Raw genomic sequence first — 15,901 nt, 5'->3', positions numbered from 1 at the left:
AATGATCGTACATGACTCAAATCGCTCACTCACTTAAACCTCGAGATAAACGACGCTGGGCGATGGATCGTCTCGTTCGTGGTTTGATCAAGGTTGGCGGAGTCAGTGTATTAATAACGTTAGTGTTGCTGATTGTTTATCTCATTTGGGTGATTTTGCCTATTTTTTCCTCCGCTAGTCTTAAACTGGTTAACACCTTTGAGGTTAGCCATTCTTCACAACATCAAGCTAACGCGATTGGAATTGATGATAAAGGCAGTAGTGCTTTTGTTTTTCGTCGCAATGGTGAGTTTCAATTCTATTCACAAGGCAATACTCCTCCGGCTAATAAACGGGTTTCAACACAAACTCTTCTCCCATCATCACAACAAACTATATTGGCCGATCCTACTGCATTTCGAGCAACGATGGCGGAAAGTGGTTGGTATGGTTACGCCAATGGACAAGGGCAAGTGGTGGTGGTTAAGCCCAGCTTTACTACTCATTATGAGCGTAATGGCAATCAAGTCGCGGCCAAGTTAACTTACTTCCATCCTCAACCGATCACTTTGTCGAAGCAGCAACAAGCGATCGTATCATTCGATTTTGCGATTAATCAGCATCAAGCGTTATTTATTGGGCAAGATAAGCAACATCAATGGCAAGCGATCGGTTTTGATAAGAAAATCTCGCTGCTTGATGCGGATTCAGAAGCGGATGAGAAGGCGCAATGGCTGGCTTATCGGCTTTCTATCCCTGAGGTTGGTGCCAAGATAAACGATTATCGCTTAAGCCCAGATGGTCGGACATTATATGTTCTTTCCGATACCCAACTCTCTGTTTTTAAACGTCACGAGCATCAATTTAGCCTACGTGAGAGCGCTGATCTCTCTGCATCATCGAACTCACCCGCTAAGCATTTATCGTTTCTCGCTGGTGGTAAATCCTTATTGATCAGTTACCAAAACGGTCAAGTGTCACAATGGTTTGATGTATTAAAAGATCAGCAACGCACTCTTACTCATATTCGAGATTTCCAGTTAGGAAATGTACCAAGTGTATTGTTGCCCGATTATTTTCGTAAAGGCTTTTATAGCTTTCAAGCTGATGGGGTAATTCAGAATTTTTATACCACCACCAATAAAAAGGTATTATCCGAACCATTATTGGCCCAAGTACCACAAGCGGCTGGGGTTTCTCGCAATGAGCGCTACCTTGCCACTATTTCAGATTCTTCTTTACGCACCTTTGAAATCAGCAATTACCATCCTGAAATTTCGCTATCTTCATTATGGAGTAAGATCTGGTATGAAGGTTATGACCAACCTAAATATGTGTGGCAATCCACCTCGGCCAGTAATGATTTTGAAGCTAAGTTTAGCTTGGCACCGATCGCTTTTGGTACTTTAAAGGCGGCGTTATTTGCGATGTTGTTTGCGGTGCCGATTGCCATTTGTGGCGCGATTTATACCGCTTATTTTATGACGCCAACCATGCGTCAATATGTTAAACCGACCATCGAATTGATGGAGGCTTTACCCACCGTCATTATCGGTTTTATCGCTGGACTTTGGCTGGCGCCTTGGGTAGAGATGAATTTATTTAGTGTCTTATTGTTATTTGTCACCTTGCCTGTGGTGATTATTGGCATAGCGCTGGTTTGGCATGGATTGGCCAAAATCCAAAATAGAGCCTCAAGAAATGATTGGTTAGCATTAGTGCTGATCCCGATATTATTAGCCAACAGTTACTTAGCGATACATTTTGGCCATACGATTGAATCGGCATTATTTGACGGAGATGTGCGTTTATTTTTAATTCAGTACGGGATCGGTTTCGACCAACGTAACGCCTTAATTGTTGGTTTTGCTATGGGGTTCGCAGTGATCCCGACCATCTTCACTATCGCAGAAGATGCGATTTTCTCGGTGCCAAAGCATTTATCCGACGGCGCTAGCGCTTTAGGGGCGACACCTTGGCAGTGTTTGACCTCTGTGGTATTAGTGACCGCAAGCCCTGGGATTTTCTCTGCGGTGATGATGGGGCTAGGGCGAGCGGTGGGCGAAACCATGATTGTATTAATGGCAACGGGAAATACCCCAATCATGGATTGGAACGTATTAGAAGGAATGCGCACTTTGTCGGCTAATATCGCGATAGAAATGTCGGAATCTCAAGTGGGTGGTTCACATTTCAGATTACTGTTTTTATCGGCCTTTTTACTGTTTGCCTTTACCTTTGTAGTCAACTCGATTGCGGAAGTGATCCGCTTGCGATTAAGGGAGAAATATCGTGCCATGTAAGGTTTATGACGGTGCTGATAATGCCTTTCTTTATCGAGGCATCACATGTTAGGTCAAGCGAAGCGTTGGCTAAAAGCTGGCAACCCATGGGTGTGGCTGACGGCTGGCGCGGTGAGTATCTGTTTAATTTCAGTACTGGGATTATTGTTATTGATTGGTTGGAAAGGACTGGTCTATTTTTGGCCGACGCCTGTTTATCAATGGCAGGACGCACAAGGAAATCGCTTAATTGGACAAGTGTATCAACGTGATTGGGTATCGTTAGATCAACTCTCATCCTCCCATAAGGTTTCTTCAAAGCTTTCTCCGCACGAGCGGTGGCCAGCTAAAACGTTGGCAAAAGGTGAAGCTGAGCGTTTATCAATTAAGGTCGCTAATCGCGAGATTTATCCCAAAGATTTCATTTCTGTTTTGACACTAGAGTTAAAACATCAAACTCAACCACACGATGTAGCGGTATTTGAACGCAACCGTAACGGCGCTTTTTTTGCCACCCCGATCGGTTATCAAATTGGCTCTGATATTAAGCAAGATGACCTGCCGCAACGCATTCAGACTGGGATAGAAAAAGCCAAGCAAATTCGTGCTGAAATTGCCGATATTCGAGCGGATAAACTAAGTTCATTAAGCCAAGATATTGCTAATATTAATCGTAAACTAAAATCGTCATCGTTACAGAAAACGCACTCTGATCGCACTCAAGCACCCTCTGGGTTAGACACTTCGTTACTCACCGAGAAGAAAAAGCTACAACAGAAATTTAACCAACAAGAGCAAGCGATAGTCGAGCGACAAGCGCTGCTCACCAATCAACAAATCATCGTACAAGACATGCAAGGGAAAACTTATCACTTGCCATTAGAGTCGGTGCTTGATATGTGGTATCCCAATGCCATGAGCCCCATGCAAAAGGTGCAGCATTGGTTTGTTCAAGTCGGTAAATTTTTAACCGATAGTCCGCGTGATGCCAATTCTGAAGGTGGCGTTTTTCCGGCTATTTTTGGTACGGTATTATTGGTGATTATTATGTCGATTGTGGTGATGCCATTAGGGGTGATCGCAGCGGTGTACTTACACGAATACGCCCCCAATACTTTAATGACCAAATTGATCCGCGTCTCGGTGGTGAACTTAGCGGGTGTTCCGTCCATTGTTTATGGCGTGTTTGGTTTGGGATTTTTTGTCTATACCATAGGTGGCACCATAGATAGCTTGTTTTATTCGGCTAGCCTGCCAACTCCCACCTTTGGTACCCCCGGTTTATTATGGTCGGCATTAACATTGGCCATTTTGACGCTGCCAGTGGTGATAGTGGCAACCGAAGAAGGGCTATCGCGGATACCGAGTTCTTTGCGTAATGGTTCTTATGCACTGGGGGCGACTAAGTTTGAAACCCTATGGCGGATCGTTTTGCCTATGGTGAGCCCTGCCATTATGACCGGTCTTATTTTAGCGGTCGCAAGGGCTGCGGGTGAGGTCGCGCCATTAATGCTAGTCGGGGTAGTGAAGCTCGCGCCAAGTTTGCCGATCGATGGCAGCTTTCCTTATTTACACTTAGATCGTAAATTTATGCATCTTGGATTTCATATTTACGATCTTGGTTTTCAAACACCGAATATTGAAGCCGCAAGACCTTTAGTTTATGCCACTTCATTTTTATTGATTACCGTCGTGATAGGGCTCAATATAACCGCCATAATGATCCGTAATAACTTACGTGAAAAATTCAAAATTCTAGGAAGTGATTAACATGTTTTCGATGCACGCGGCGCTAGGTTATGCCGAGCCTTTAGATGTGAATCAACTGAGCGACAGTCAAACCGCGATCAGTATTGAGAACTTGGATCTGTATTATCAGCAAACCCAAGCGTTAAAATCGATCAATATGAAGATCCCTAAAGGGCATGTAACGTCATTTATTGGACCGTCTGGTTGCGGTAAATCGACCTTATTGCGCTGTATTAATCGGATGAATGATCTGGTAGATGGTTGCCGAGTTGAAGGTCGTGTGTGGTTAGATGGACAAGATATTTACCAACCTAATGTTGATGTTGCTCGTTTACGTCGCCGAGTGGGTATGGTATTTCAAAGGCCGAATCCATTCCCGAAATCGATTTATGAAAACGTGGTGTATGGGTTACGGTTGCAAGGCGTAAAAGATTCACGCACTTTAGATGATTCCGTCGAACGTTCATTACGAGCGGCTGCGCTATGGACTGAAGTGAAAGATCGCCTGCATGATAATGCTTTTGGTTTATCCGGCGGGCAACAACAACGCTTAGTGATCGCCAGAGCCATCGCCATTGAACCGGAAGTGCTATTGCTCGACGAACCCACCTCGGCGTTAGATCCACTCTCCACTTTAACCATTGAAGAATTGATCAGTGAATTAAAGCAACACTATACCGTGGTGGTGGTGACACATAATATGCAACAAGCCGCTCGAGTGAGTGATTACACCGCGTTCGTGCATATGGGGCAATTAGTCGAATATGGCGATACAGATTCGATGTTTACCTCGCCGAAAAACAAGCAAACAGAAGATTATATAACCGGACGCTACGGTTGAGGGCAAAAAGATGAAAACGCAATTGGGGCGTCATATATCAGAACAATTTAATCTTGAGCTTGAATCCCTTCGAACCCACGTTTTGGCAATGGGCGGGCTGGTGGAAGAGCAGTTCTCATTGTCACTACAAGCTTTGTTAAAGCAAGATATGCAACTGGCAAAAAAAGTCCATCAAGACGATCAAAAAGTGAATCAAATGGAAATGGCGATTGATGAGGCTTGCACTCGAGTCATCGCTAAACGTCAGCCAACCGCGCGTGATTTACGTTTGGTGCTCGCCATTATTAAAACCATTTCAGATTTAGAACGAGTAGGTGACGCGGCTAAAAGAATCGCTCGGGTGGCGCAAGATGCGTTTTCACACCAACAATCGGAATTATTAATTGCAGTAGAAGCCTTAGGCCGGATTGCGGTTAATATGCTGCACCAAGTATTAGATGCCTTTGCGCGCATGGATATCAAAGCCGCTGCTCAAGTTTATCAAATGGATCAACATATCGAGCAGCAATATAAAATGTTGCGCCAACAACTGATCGAATTTATGCAGCAAGATGCTGAATCAATTTCTAAAGTGATGTTAATTATGTCAGGTGTCCATACCATTCAAAGAGTGGGGGATCGTTGTCAAAATATCTGCGAATACATTGTGTATTTTGTCGAAGGTAAAGATGTCAGACATGATCCGCACTACCTGATGTCTCTTTTGGATTGATAGTATGAATCTCGAACCATAATGGTTAATGACGAAAAGCCGTTTAAACCATCGATGGGCACTTGGAAAAGAACATCCATGTTCTTTGACACTTTTCGCCATCAACAATATGAATAGAGTGATACTTTTGGGTGGTAGCCTAACTAACTATGCTTTTGACTGCTTTAATCGCTTGTGAACTGGTGACTGGAATCGCAAAGTCATCGACATTATCTGCGCCCATTTTGGCCGCGTCTGCCATTAATTGCATGTGACTGGCACGAGTGGTTTTACCCGAAAGATGTATTTCATTAATGCCGGTTACTTGAATCATTTTTGCTGCATTATCGGCGTTCATCCCAGCGCCTGCCATAATTGAAAATCGGCCATTGGCTAATCTCACCATCTCGGCAATCACATCCATACCTTGTGGCGCAGTGGCAGCCAATCCTGACGTTAAAATCCGTTCACAACCTAATGTTGCTATGGCTTCAATTGCCGCTTTATAATCTTGGCATTGATCGATGGCGCGATGGAAAGTGGTTCCCATACCTTGGGCTGCGGTCATTAATTGTTGCGCTATTGCGATATCGACATCGCCTTGCGCGGTAAGAACCCCAAACACCACACCATCAAGCCCCGCCTGCTTTGCGCTGGCAATATCATCAAGCATAATCTCAAGATCTTGTTGGCTATATAGAAAGTCTCCTTGGCGTGGCCTTATCATGGCATAAACGGGGACGCTGGATAATTGAGCGGCGGCTTTCATAAAACCAACGCTTGGGGTGAGGCCGCCTAAAGCCAGAGAAGAGCACAATTCAATCCGAGTGGCGCCGCCTTGAATGGCATTATGCAGAGATTCAATATTGTCGATACAAACTTCAAGTTGGATGGTCATGGGAATACTTAATCAAAGAAACAAGGTTGGGGATTATAAATCAATTAAAGCGGAGAAAAGAGGGGCGAGTTAAAAGTGTGATAAAAAAAACCTCGCACTGGGCGAGGTTTAGGATCAAATTAATCTTAGGTTAAATAACGTTAGATTTAATTATTTTTTACCTAGATCTTCTGAGTGCTCAGAAAGGTATGCAGCAACACCTTCGGTAGAACCCGTCATGCCTGCTTTACCTTCTTCCCATTGCGCTGGGCAAACTTCACCGTTTTTCTGGTGGAAGTTTAGAGCATCAACCATACGTAGCATTTCATCAATGTTACGGCCAAGTGGAAGATCGTTCACAACTTGGTGACGTACAGTGCCGTCTTCGTCAATTAGGAAAGAACCACGGAAAGCCACGCCAGCTTCTGGATGCTCAACATCGTAAGCTTTTACGATTTCGTGCTTAACATCAGCAACTAGTGGGTATTTTACTTCACCGATACCGCCATCAGCGATAGCTGTTTTACGCCATGCGTTATGTGAGAATTGTGAATCGATAGAAACACCGATCACTTCAACGCCTTTCGCTTTAAAATCTTCAAAACGCTTATCAAAAGCAATCAGCTCAGATGGGCAAACGAATGTGAAATCTAGAGGGTAGAAGAACACAACCGCTTTTTTACCTTTAGTGAAATCTGCAAAGTTGAATGCATCAACAATCTCACCGTTACCTAGAACTGCTGCTGCTGTAAAGTCTGGGGCTTGACGACCTACTAGTACCATTATATTGCTCCTAAATTTTGCTTAATTTAAACATCCACATTAAACGTCAGTGTTTGAATGTGTTTCAACGAGACAAACTATAGTACAAGTTGTAGTATGAAAAAAAGCGAATTAAACCGATTAACTTAATCGAAAAAAGCGATGATTAAAAATTTGTGATCATCGTTCAACTTATCCTCATTATGATTGAAATTTACTATGACGAAATGGCCAAGTTTAAAACAATTACATTATTTAATTACTCTGCATGAGACCCATCATTTTAGTGAGGCGGCTGAACGCTGCTTTGTCAGTCAATCAACCTTAAGTAAAGGTATTCAAAATATTGAAGAATTAATTGGCTGCCCTTTGTTTGAAAAAAAAGATAAAAAAAGTCCGTTGATTTTTACTCTCGCGGGAGAAAAAGTCGTGCGCCAAGGGCGTGAATTACTCGCCAAAAGCCAAGACTTACTTGAAATTGGATCGCTGTGCCAAAGTGGCAATATGCAAGGGCAGTTAAGAGTCGGTTGTATTCCGACCATCGCGCCTTTTTTACTCGGAGACTTAGTTCAAGAGATCAACCAAGGTTTTCAACAGCTCACCTTGTTGCTGCGTGAAGATACCACCACCAACTTATTAAAAGCGCTGCGTAATGGAGAGTTGGATGTGCTAATACTGGCGATGCCGGTCGATATTGCGGAAATGGAATGTCAGATTGTTGGGCAAGATCCGTTTCGGATGATCATGAGTCGCCAACAAGCCGATGTGATAAGAGCGCCTATTCGTTATGACGATTTGCCCGATGAATCGGTATTCTTATTAGAAAATGAGCATTGCTTAACCGAGCACGCAGTTTCAGCGTGTAAACTTACTAAAAGAGAAAAAATAAACCCGTTTTCAGCTACCAGTTTGCACACGTTGGTACAAATGGTCGCCAATGGTTTAGGGACCACTTTCATTCCACAAATGGCGATTGAGCATGGTTTATTAAACAACCAAAATTTAGTGGTGATAGAGCCGCCGGGCCGCAGTGCCTACCGTGAAATTGGCCTAGTATGGCGTCCGAGTTCCAATCGTATTGAAACCTTTAAAGCACTTGCAACCGTGGTTGAAGGCTTATTATAAAGGCCGTAATCAAAAGACGTTATAAATCGTCAAACTCTTCTATCGGTTCTAAGATGCTGTCTTCTTGGATTTCGAGCAAATGAATCGCCACCGTCACAAAGTCGGTGTCGGAATAATGCCAATTAATTTATGGTTCAGCGTGACCGGTAAACAGCCGTATTTTTGCGTTTGCATATAACGGGCGGACTCTTTAAGTCCTGCAGTGGCACTGATGGAAGTGACTTTTTTATTCATGATCCGCTCAAGAGGGGTGGATAATGTATAAGAAATCTGTCCGGTGGATTTTTTCAAATTTGAGTCTTGCGCGGCAAGGATATCTCTTTGGGTGATGAGGCCTAGTAAGCGCATATCGTTATCAACAATAGGAAGGTGCCTAATATCGTGCTCTTTCATCAAGTTTTTTGCATCTTGTAATGTGTTCGAGCGCTTTAAATTATAAGGCTTTTCGGTCATAACATCGGCGACAGTAAACATACCAGACTCCTTTTGTTTCGGTCGATAATTCATCATAAGTGAACCATTAAACAAAAACTGCGAGAAAGGTGGCCTTTTGTATAAAGTAACCTTTCAAAAGCTATGGTTTTATTGGGATTAATATATTGAAATGATAAAAGGTAAATACATTGAGTGTTTAACCTTATGTTATATCGTTAGATGCTGACTTGTTTTCAAAGGATAGCACCGAACAAACCTTGATATTACTGGTGGTAAGCCTATACTAGCGCTTTATTTTTAAGCCCCTCGTTTGTTTAATAAACTGCCTTCATAAGTGATCACCATGCAAGTATCTGATTTTGATTTTGACCTTCCGAATGAGTTAATCGCTCGTTATCCTCAGCCGCAACGTACTGCTAGTCGTTTATTGCAATTAAATGGTGATAGCGGGCAACTGATCGATGGACAATTTACCGATGTACTGGATCTGGTCAATGAAGGTGATTTGATTGTGTTTAACAACACGCGCGTGATCCCGGCTCGAGTGTTCGGTCGTAAACAATCTGGTGGTAAATTTGAGTTGTTAGTTGAGCGCGTGGTGGATGAAAAAACCATCCTTGCTCATGTGCGTGCGTCTAAATCGCCTAAACCGGGTAATATCCTTTTTTTAGGTGAGAATGAACAATACCAAGCTGAAATGATCGCCCGTCATGATGCCTTATTCGAAATTCGTTTTGATGGTGATAAAGGGGTGTTGGAAGTATTAAATGAGGTGGGGCACATGCCACTGCCACCTTATATTGACCGTCCCGATGAAGACTCTGATAAAGAACGTTATCAAACCGTCTATAATAAAAAACCTGGCGCGGTCGCCGCTCCTACTGCGGGTTTGCATTTTGATAATCAACTTTTAGACAAAATTGCCGCCAAAGGGGTGGAGTTTGCTTATGTCACCTTGCATGTTGGCGCTGGCACATTCCAGCCGGTGCGAGTGGATGATATTAACGATCACCACATGCATTCTGAATACGTTGAAGTGCCGCAAGAGGTGGTTGATGCTATCGCCGCCACTAAAGCGCGCGGTGGACGAGTGATAGCAGTCGGGACTACATCGGTGCGCTCACTTGAAAGCGCGGCTCAAGATGCCAAACAAAAAGGCACCGAGCTGGTACCATTTTTTGGTGATACCGAAATTTTTATTTTCCCAGGTTATGAATATCAATTAGTCGATGTCTTAATCACCAATTTTCATTTACCTGAATCAACTTTGATCATGCTCGTTAGTGCTTTTGCCAATTATGATAATGTAATGGCCGCCTATCAGCATGCTGTGCAACAACAATATCGCTTCTTCAGTTATGGTGATGCGATGTTTGTCACTAAGCGAAATTCGTAATTCTTGCTGAATCGTCACTTGAATGGCGAAACAAATGAACATGTAATGAGTATCCGTTGGACTGTTTTTCCGACATTTTGGAGGTTTCGTGAAATACGAACTAATTAAAAAAGACGGTGTTGCCCGCCGTGGACGTTTAACGTTTGAACGTGGCTCTGTAGAAACCCCTGCTTTTATGCCGGTTGGCACTTATGGCACCGTAAAAGGGATGACACCGGAAGAAGTGAAAGATACCGGCGCTGAAATCCTACTGGGTAATACTTTTCACCTTTGGTTACGTCCTGGTCAAGAAATCATGAAATTGCATGGCGACTTGCATGACTTTATGAATTGGCAAGGCCCGATCTTAACCGATTCAGGCGGCTTCCAAGTATTTAGCTTAGGTAAAACACGCAAAATCACCGAAGAGGGCGTGCATTTTCGTAACCCTGTAAATGGTGACCGTATTTTCATGGACGCTGAAAAGTCGATGGAAATTCAAAAAGATTTAGGGTCTGATATCGTGATGATTTTCGATGAATGTACCCCATATCCAGCCACTCACGATGAAGCTAAAAAATCGATGGAAATGTCATTGCGCTGGGCACAACGCAGCCGCGATCATTTCGATAAACAAGCTAATCCGAATGCTTTATTTGGCATTGTGCAAGGTAGCGTGTATGGCGATTTACGCGATGCATCTGTTAAAGGCTTAACCGATATTGGCTTTGATGGTTACGCCGTCGGTGGTTTAGCGGTTGGTGAGCCGAAAGATGATATGCACCACATGCTGGAGCATACTTGCCCACAACTTCCACAAGACAAACCTCGTTACTTAATGGGAGTTGGCAAACCAGAAGATTTAGTGGAAGGTGTACGCCGCGGTATTGATATGTTTGATTGTGTAATGCCAACTCGTAACGCGCGTAACGGGCATCTGTTTGTCACAGGTGGCGTGGTTAAAATCCGAAATGCATTCCACAAAACAGACACTTCGCCGCTTGACCCAGAATGTGACTGTTACACTTGTAAGAATTACTCTAAATCATATTTGCATCATCTCGATCGTTGTAATGAGATCTTAGGCGCTCGCTTAAATACCATTCACAACCTGCGTTATTATCAACGTTTAATGGCCAGTATTCGCTTAGCGATTGATGAAAACCGTTTTGATGAATTTGTGGAAGCATTTTATGCACGACGTGATCGTGAAGTGCCACCGATGCAAAAAGAAGTAAGAGAAAATCAAAAATAAGTGAGATTGTTCGCTTTTTTAGTCACTTAGTTACTTTAAATGTCACTAAGTTTGCCCTTTGTATTGAAAAACACTTAGGGCAACCCAATTACTGATTCAATTATCTAATATCTATCTATAAGAAGGAAAATTTTAATGAGCTTATTTATTTCTCAAGCACATGCAGCCGGCGGCGCAGCACCAGCTGGTGGTGGTATGGAAATGTTTATCATGCTAGGCATGTTTGCCGTGATCTTCTACTTTATGATTTACCGTCCACAAGCAAAACGTGCGAAAGCCCATAAAACACTGATGGCATCAATGTCTAAAGGTGATGAAGTGCTTACCAATGGTGGTTTAATTGGTAAAATCGTAAAAGTTTCTGATGAAAATGACTACATCCTATTAGCATTAAACGAGAACAATGAAGTGACGATTAAAAAAGACTTCATTACTGCGGTACTGCCTAAAGGTACGCTTAAGTCTCTTTAATTGATCATTCTATAGCATCGATGATTATAACCAACAATAATGGTTATCTTGATCGATGCTTTATGATATTGATTATTCTTTATAACAGCTAAAGGATACCTGCTGTGTTAAACCGTTACCCGTTATGGAAGTATTTGATGGTGGTCGCTGCCATCCTCATTTGTGCATTATATGCCCTTCCAAATATTTACGGTGAAGATCCTGCAGTACAAGTCACAGGGGCGCGTGGTGCCTCGGTTGACATGTCAACGCTAGACTCTTTAAATACCGTATTAAAAGAAAATAAGCTCGAAACCAAATCAATTGGTCTAGAAAATGGCTCAGTTTTGATCCGTTTTAAAAGTACCGATACTCAAATTAGTGCTCGTGACTTGATCTCTCAAGCCATGGGTAAAGATTTTATTGTGGCTTTAAACCTTGCACCAGCAACTCCGGGATGGCTTGATTCTATTGGTGCGACTCCAATGAAACTCGGCCTTGATTTGCGTGGTGGTGTTCACTTCTTAATGGAAGTGGATATGGACGCGGCAATGGAGAAACTGGTTGGGCAACAAGAAGAATCTTTCCGTAGTGAATTACGTGAAGATCGCATTCGTTACCGTGCTATTCGTCCTGCTGTTAAAGATGGCGTTGAAATTGTTCTACGTAATGAAGAACAACGCGATCAAGCCAAAACATTATTAACAACAAAACATCGTGATATGCAATTTGCTGAAGGGGACAACAATGCGTTAGTCGCGACCTTCACCGAAGCGCGTATGACTGAAATTCGTAACTACGCCGTTGAGCAAAATATCACTATCTTGCGTAACCGTGTAAATGAATTAGGTGTTGCTGAACCATTAGTTCAACGTCAAGGTGCAAGTCGCATCGTGGTGGAATTGCCAGGTGTGCAAGATACCGCTCGTGCTAAAGAAATTTTAGGCGCGACCGCAACACTTGAGTTCCGCGAAGTGGACGACAAAGCCGATTTAGCCTCAGCAGCCGAAGGTCGTGTGCCACCAGGCAGTGAAGTTAAATTCGACAAAAATGGTCGCCCTGCCGTAGTGAAAAAACGCGTTATTCTTGGCGGTTCAAGCATCACTGATGCAAGTTCAAGCGCCGATGAATATGGTCGTCCTCAAGTGAATATTTCTTTAGACAGTGAAGGGGGCAGTAAAATGTCTGACTTCTCTAAAAAGAATATTGGCAAGTTGATGGCAACCATCTTTACCGAATATAAAGATAGCGGACGCCGCACGCCGGAAGGCAAAGTGGTATTAGCGAAACATGAAGAAGTGATCAACCAAGCGACGATTCAATCTGCGTTAGGCCGAAGCTTCCGTATTACCGGTATTGATTCACCTGCAGAAGCGCATAATTTAGCCTTGCTACTTCGTGCTGGTGCTTTGATTGCGCCAATCTCGATTGTTGAAGAACGCACCATTGGTCCATCTATGGGTCAACAGAATATCGATATGGGTATTCAAGCGTGTGTTTGGGGTATGGTTGCAGTAATGCTATTTACGCTGCTTTACTACCGCGCATTTGGTCTGATTGCCAATATGGCATTGATGGCAAACTTAGTACTTATCATTGGTATTATGTCATTAATCCCAGGAGCAACTATGACCTTGCCAGGTATAGCAGGTATTGTCTTGACGGTGGGGATGGCGGTTGATGCCAATGTTCTGATCTTTGAGAGGATACGTGAAGAGCTAAAAGAAGGACGCAGTCCTCAACAAGCGATTCACCAAGGCTACGCGAATGCATTCAGCACCATTGCCGATGCCAATATCACCACCTTAATCACAGCAATCATCTTGTTTGCTGTGGGTACCGGTGCGATTAAAGGTTTCGCGGTTACGCTATCGATTGGTATTTTGACTTCAATGTTTACTGCCATTATCGGCACTCGTTGTGTGGTTAATTTACTGTACGGACGTAAACGTAATCTTAAGAAACTGTCGATCTAAGGAAAAGTTATGTTTCAAATATTGAAAGCAAACAAAGCGATCGACTTTATGCGTTGGTCAAAGTTTGCCTTTGCATTCTCAGGATTAATGATCGCCGCGTCGTTATACTCGATTGCAACTAATTGGTTCAACTGGGGTTTAGACTTTACTGGCGGGACTCTGATTGAAGTGACCTTCCAACATCCAGCGGATTTACCTAAAATTCGTGAAGCTTTGACCAATGATGGTTTTGCCGATGCTACGGTGCAAAATTTTGGTTCGGCGCACGATGTAATGGTTCGTTTACGTCCGCGTGAAGGTACTAAAGGCGAAGTGATTGGTAATCAAGTTCTTGCTTCTGTTAAAAAAGGCAGCGGTGATGAAGTTGAATTAAAACGTATCGAATTCGTAGGACCTAATGTCGGTGGTGAATTAGCAGAAGCGGGTGGTTTAGCGATTTTAATCTCATTACTTTGTATCTTGATGTATGTTTCTATGCGTTTTGAATGGCGTTTATCAGCGGGTGCGGTATTAGCATTGGCGCACGATGTCACCATCACGTTAGGGATATTCTCAGCGTTGCAAATTGAAATTGATTTAACCATCGTGGCAGCGTTGCTGACCGTGGTCGGTTACTCACTCAATGATACCATCGTAGTATTTGACCGGATCCGTGAAAACTTCCGTAAAATGCGAAATGGTATTCCGGGTGACATCATGAACCATTCCATCACTCAAACATTAAGCCGTACCTTAATTACTTCTGGTACCACTTTGTTTGTGGTTATCGCCTTGTTTACTAAAGGCGGCGCTAATATTCATGGTTTCGCACTGGCGTTACTATTGGGTATTACCGTTGGTACTTACTCTTCTATCTATGTTGCCTCGTCTCTTGCATTGAAACTGGGTCTAACGCGTGAGCATTTAATGCCAACGCAAATAGAGAAAGAAGGTGCCGATCAAGATGAGATCATGCGTTAAGCATTGACTTAGCTAGATTGAGACTTGATGAAAAAAGGCTTTGAGAGCGATCTCAAAGCCTTTTTTATAGCCATTCCATAAATTTAATGATCGTTCAAAATTGAGTACAGAGAAAAGTGTCAAAGGTCATGGATGGCCTTTTCTCAAGCGACCAAGGACGGCTCAGTGTCTTTTCGGCGTATTCAAATAGATCAAATATTAATTATTACCTGATATTAAGCATAAAAAAACGCCGAGGCTTCTAATTGAAGTCTCGGCGTTATGATGTTTATTTTAGAAGTTGATTACTTCTGCATGCCTTCGTTAGCATGTTCACGGATGTGCTTAAGAATGCTCTTCACTCCGCGTGGGCTTGAAGCAACAATGTTACCCGTTGCAAGGTAGTTAGTGCCGCCAGCAAAATCAGTTAAGATTGCGCCAGATTCGCGAGCGATCAACTCAGCAGCAGCCATATTCCAAGGCTTAAGACCTAGCTCGAAGTAACCGTCAACACGGCCAGCGGCTAAGTAACATAAATCAAGAGCAGGAGAGCCTGTACGACGGAAATCAGAACACTCATTAAATAGAGCGCCAACGATTTTAATGTAGCTTTCAGCGTGTTGTTTTTGTTTAAACGGGAAACCAGTTGCAAGAACAGCACCATTTAAATCTTTAATTGGATTGATACGTAGACGAGCGTTGTTTAATTGTGCGCCAGAACCACGTTGAGCTGTGAATAGCTCATTACGAATTGGATCGTAAACACAAGCGACTTCTGTTCTGCCGCGCATACGAACTGCGATAGAAACTGCAAAGTGTGGTAAACCTTTTACAAAGTTATTGGTGCCATCCAGTGGGTCGATAATCCATTGTACATCAGTGTCTTTACCTTCGATAGAACCCGTTTCTTCACCCACGATGCAATGATCTGGGTAAGATTTTTTAATGGTATCGATGATCAGTTGCTCTGCTTCTTGATCGATATTGGTGACGTAGTCGTGTTGACCTTTTTGAGTCGCCTCAATTTTATCGGTGTTTTCTGCAGATTTAGCAATATGATTGCCAGCTATTCGTGCAGCACGAATCGCAATGTTTAGCATAGGATGCATAAGATTTTCCCAACGGATGTTAAAGAACGAAAAAGCGGCGTGAAGTATACCAGAGT

The 15,901-nt window shown here is 43.1% G+C and carries 13 protein-coding genes and 1 pseudogene; 10 read left to right on the top strand and 4 right to left on the bottom strand.

Features of this window, described 5'->3' with window-relative positions; all coding sequences use genetic code 11:
• The first annotated feature begins 11 nt into the window (after positions 1–11).
• The 4 genes from GFB47_RS08865 to phoU are packed head-to-tail and all read left to right on the top strand — an operon-like array spanning position 12 to position 5,563.
• Positions 12–2,282 carry an ABC transporter permease subunit gene (locus tag GFB47_RS08865; protein ID WP_153447663.1) on the top strand — a complete coding sequence of 757 codons (2,271 nt, stop codon included), beginning with the start codon at positions 12–14 and terminating at the stop codon, positions 2,280–2,282.
• Positions 2,283–2,327: 45 nt separating this feature from the next.
• A complete protein-coding gene (gene pstA / locus GFB47_RS08860; RefSeq protein ID WP_153447662.1) occupies positions 2,328–4,031 on the top strand; it encodes a phosphate ABC transporter permease PstA in 1,704 nt (567 codons plus the stop codon).
• Between the two features lies 1 nt (position 4,032).
• Positions 4,033–4,851: a phosphate ABC transporter ATP-binding protein PstB gene (gene pstB / locus GFB47_RS08855; RefSeq protein WP_153447661.1), complete on the top strand. Its 819-nt coding sequence runs from the start codon at positions 4,033–4,035 to the stop codon at positions 4,849–4,851.
• A gap of 10 nt (positions 4,852–4,861) precedes the next feature.
• Positions 4,862–5,563, top strand: coding sequence for a phosphate signaling complex protein PhoU (gene phoU / locus GFB47_RS08850; protein ID WP_153447660.1), 702 nt, complete (start codon positions 4,862–4,864; stop codon positions 5,561–5,563).
• Between the two features lie 139 nt (positions 5,564–5,702).
• Here the strand turns inward: phoU and GFB47_RS08845 are convergent, their stop codons facing one another.
• Together GFB47_RS08845 and GFB47_RS08840 are read right to left on the bottom strand one after the other, a co-directional pair.
• The gene (locus GFB47_RS08845) at positions 5,703–6,440 is read right to left on the bottom strand and encodes a copper homeostasis protein CutC (RefSeq protein WP_153447659.1); all 738 of its coding nucleotides are present in this window, start codon (positions 6,438–6,440) and stop codon (positions 5,703–5,705) included.
• 150 nt (positions 6,441–6,590) lie between these two features.
• The gene (locus tag GFB47_RS08840; protein WP_153447658.1) at positions 6,591–7,202 is read right to left on the bottom strand and encodes a peroxiredoxin; all 612 of its coding nucleotides are present in this window, start codon (positions 7,200–7,202) and stop codon (positions 6,591–6,593) included.
• 198 nt (positions 7,203–7,400) lie between these two features.
• On the opposite strand from GFB47_RS08840, the gene GFB47_RS08835 reads away from it, so the two are divergent.
• Positions 7,401–8,306 (top strand): hydrogen peroxide-inducible genes activator, encoded by a 906-nt coding sequence (locus GFB47_RS08835; RefSeq protein WP_153447657.1) that lies wholly within the window; start codon positions 7,401–7,403, stop codon positions 8,304–8,306.
• Positions 8,307–8,325: 19 nt separating this feature from the next.
• Here the strand turns inward: GFB47_RS08835 and GFB47_RS08830 are convergent.
• Positions 8,326–8,780, bottom strand: a pseudogene (locus GFB47_RS08830) (CBS domain-containing protein).
• Between the two features lie 304 nt (positions 8,781–9,084).
• On the opposite strand from GFB47_RS08830, the gene queA reads away from it, so the two are divergent.
• The 5 genes from queA (at position 9,085) to secF (ending at position 14,757) form a co-directional block, all read left to right on the top strand.
• The gene (gene queA / locus GFB47_RS08825) at positions 9,085–10,137 is read left to right on the top strand and encodes a tRNA preQ1(34) S-adenosylmethionine ribosyltransferase-isomerase QueA (protein ID WP_153447656.1); all 1,053 of its coding nucleotides are present in this window, start codon (positions 9,085–9,087) and stop codon (positions 10,135–10,137) included.
• Between the two features lie 88 nt (positions 10,138–10,225).
• Positions 10,226–11,371: a tRNA guanosine(34) transglycosylase Tgt gene (tgt, locus tag GFB47_RS08820; RefSeq protein WP_153447655.1), complete on the top strand. Its 1,146-nt coding sequence runs from the start codon at positions 10,226–10,228 to the stop codon at positions 11,369–11,371.
• Between the two features lie 135 nt (positions 11,372–11,506).
• Positions 11,507–11,842 carry a preprotein translocase subunit YajC gene (gene yajC, locus GFB47_RS08815; protein WP_153447654.1) on the top strand — a complete coding sequence of 112 codons (336 nt, stop codon included), beginning with the start codon at positions 11,507–11,509 and terminating at the stop codon, positions 11,840–11,842.
• 104 nt (positions 11,843–11,946) lie between these two features.
• Complete coding sequence (gene secD, locus GFB47_RS08810; RefSeq protein WP_153447653.1) at positions 11,947–13,797, top strand: protein translocase subunit SecD; 1,851 nt, start codon at positions 11,947–11,949, stop codon at positions 13,795–13,797.
• A 9-nt stretch (positions 13,798–13,806) separates the two neighbouring features.
• Positions 13,807–14,757, top strand: coding sequence for a protein translocase subunit SecF (secF, locus tag GFB47_RS08805; RefSeq protein ID WP_153447652.1), 951 nt, complete (start codon positions 13,807–13,809; stop codon positions 14,755–14,757).
• Between the two features lie 284 nt (positions 14,758–15,041).
• On the opposite strand, the gene suhB is transcribed toward secF, so the two are convergent.
• The gene (suhB, locus tag GFB47_RS08800) at positions 15,042–15,845 is read right to left on the bottom strand and encodes an inositol-1-monophosphatase (protein ID WP_153447651.1); all 804 of its coding nucleotides are present in this window, start codon (positions 15,843–15,845) and stop codon (positions 15,042–15,044) included.
• Positions 15,846–15,901 lie beyond the last annotated feature (56 nt).

Origin of the sequence: Vibrio algicola (assembly GCF_009601765.2) — a bacterium.
In the GTDB taxonomy this organism is placed as follows: domain Bacteria; phylum Pseudomonadota; class Gammaproteobacteria; order Enterobacterales; family Vibrionaceae; genus Vibrio; species Vibrio algicola.
This window is presented reverse-complemented; position numbering and strand designations above follow the sequence as displayed.

What these genes read in the sequence shown, in the direction of transcription:
- GFB47_RS08835 (WP_153447657.1), top strand. Translation starts at nt 7,401, where the DNA reads ATGACGAAATGGCCAAGTTTAAAACAATTACATTATTTAATTACTCTG.
- secF (WP_153447652.1), top strand. Translation starts at nt 13,807, where the DNA reads ATGTTTCAAATATTGAAAGCAAACAAAGCGATCGACTTTATGCGTTGG.
- phoU (WP_153447660.1), top strand. Translation starts at nt 4,862, where the DNA reads ATGAAAACGCAATTGGGGCGTCATATATCAGAACAATTTAATCTTGAG.
- queA (WP_153447656.1), top strand. Translation starts at nt 9,085, where the DNA reads ATGCAAGTATCTGATTTTGATTTTGACCTTCCGAATGAGTTAATCGCT.
- GFB47_RS08865 (WP_153447663.1), top strand. Translation starts at nt 12, where the DNA reads ATGACTCAAATCGCTCACTCACTTAAACCTCGAGATAAACGACGCTGG.
- GFB47_RS08845 (WP_153447659.1), bottom strand. Translation starts at nt 6,440, where the DNA reads ATGACCATCCAACTTGAAGTTTGTATCGACAATATTGAATCTCTGCAT.
- pstB (WP_153447661.1), top strand. Translation starts at nt 4,033, where the DNA reads ATGTTTTCGATGCACGCGGCGCTAGGTTATGCCGAGCCTTTAGATGTG.
- suhB (WP_153447651.1), bottom strand. Translation starts at nt 15,845, where the DNA reads ATGCATCCTATGCTAAACATTGCGATTCGTGCTGCACGAATAGCTGGC.
- yajC (WP_153447654.1), top strand. Translation starts at nt 11,507, where the DNA reads ATGAGCTTATTTATTTCTCAAGCACATGCAGCCGGCGGCGCAGCACCA.
- pstA (WP_153447662.1), top strand. Translation starts at nt 2,328, where the DNA reads ATGTTAGGTCAAGCGAAGCGTTGGCTAAAAGCTGGCAACCCATGGGTG.
- GFB47_RS08840 (WP_153447658.1), bottom strand. Translation starts at nt 7,202, where the DNA reads ATGGTACTAGTAGGTCGTCAAGCCCCAGACTTTACAGCAGCAGCAGTT.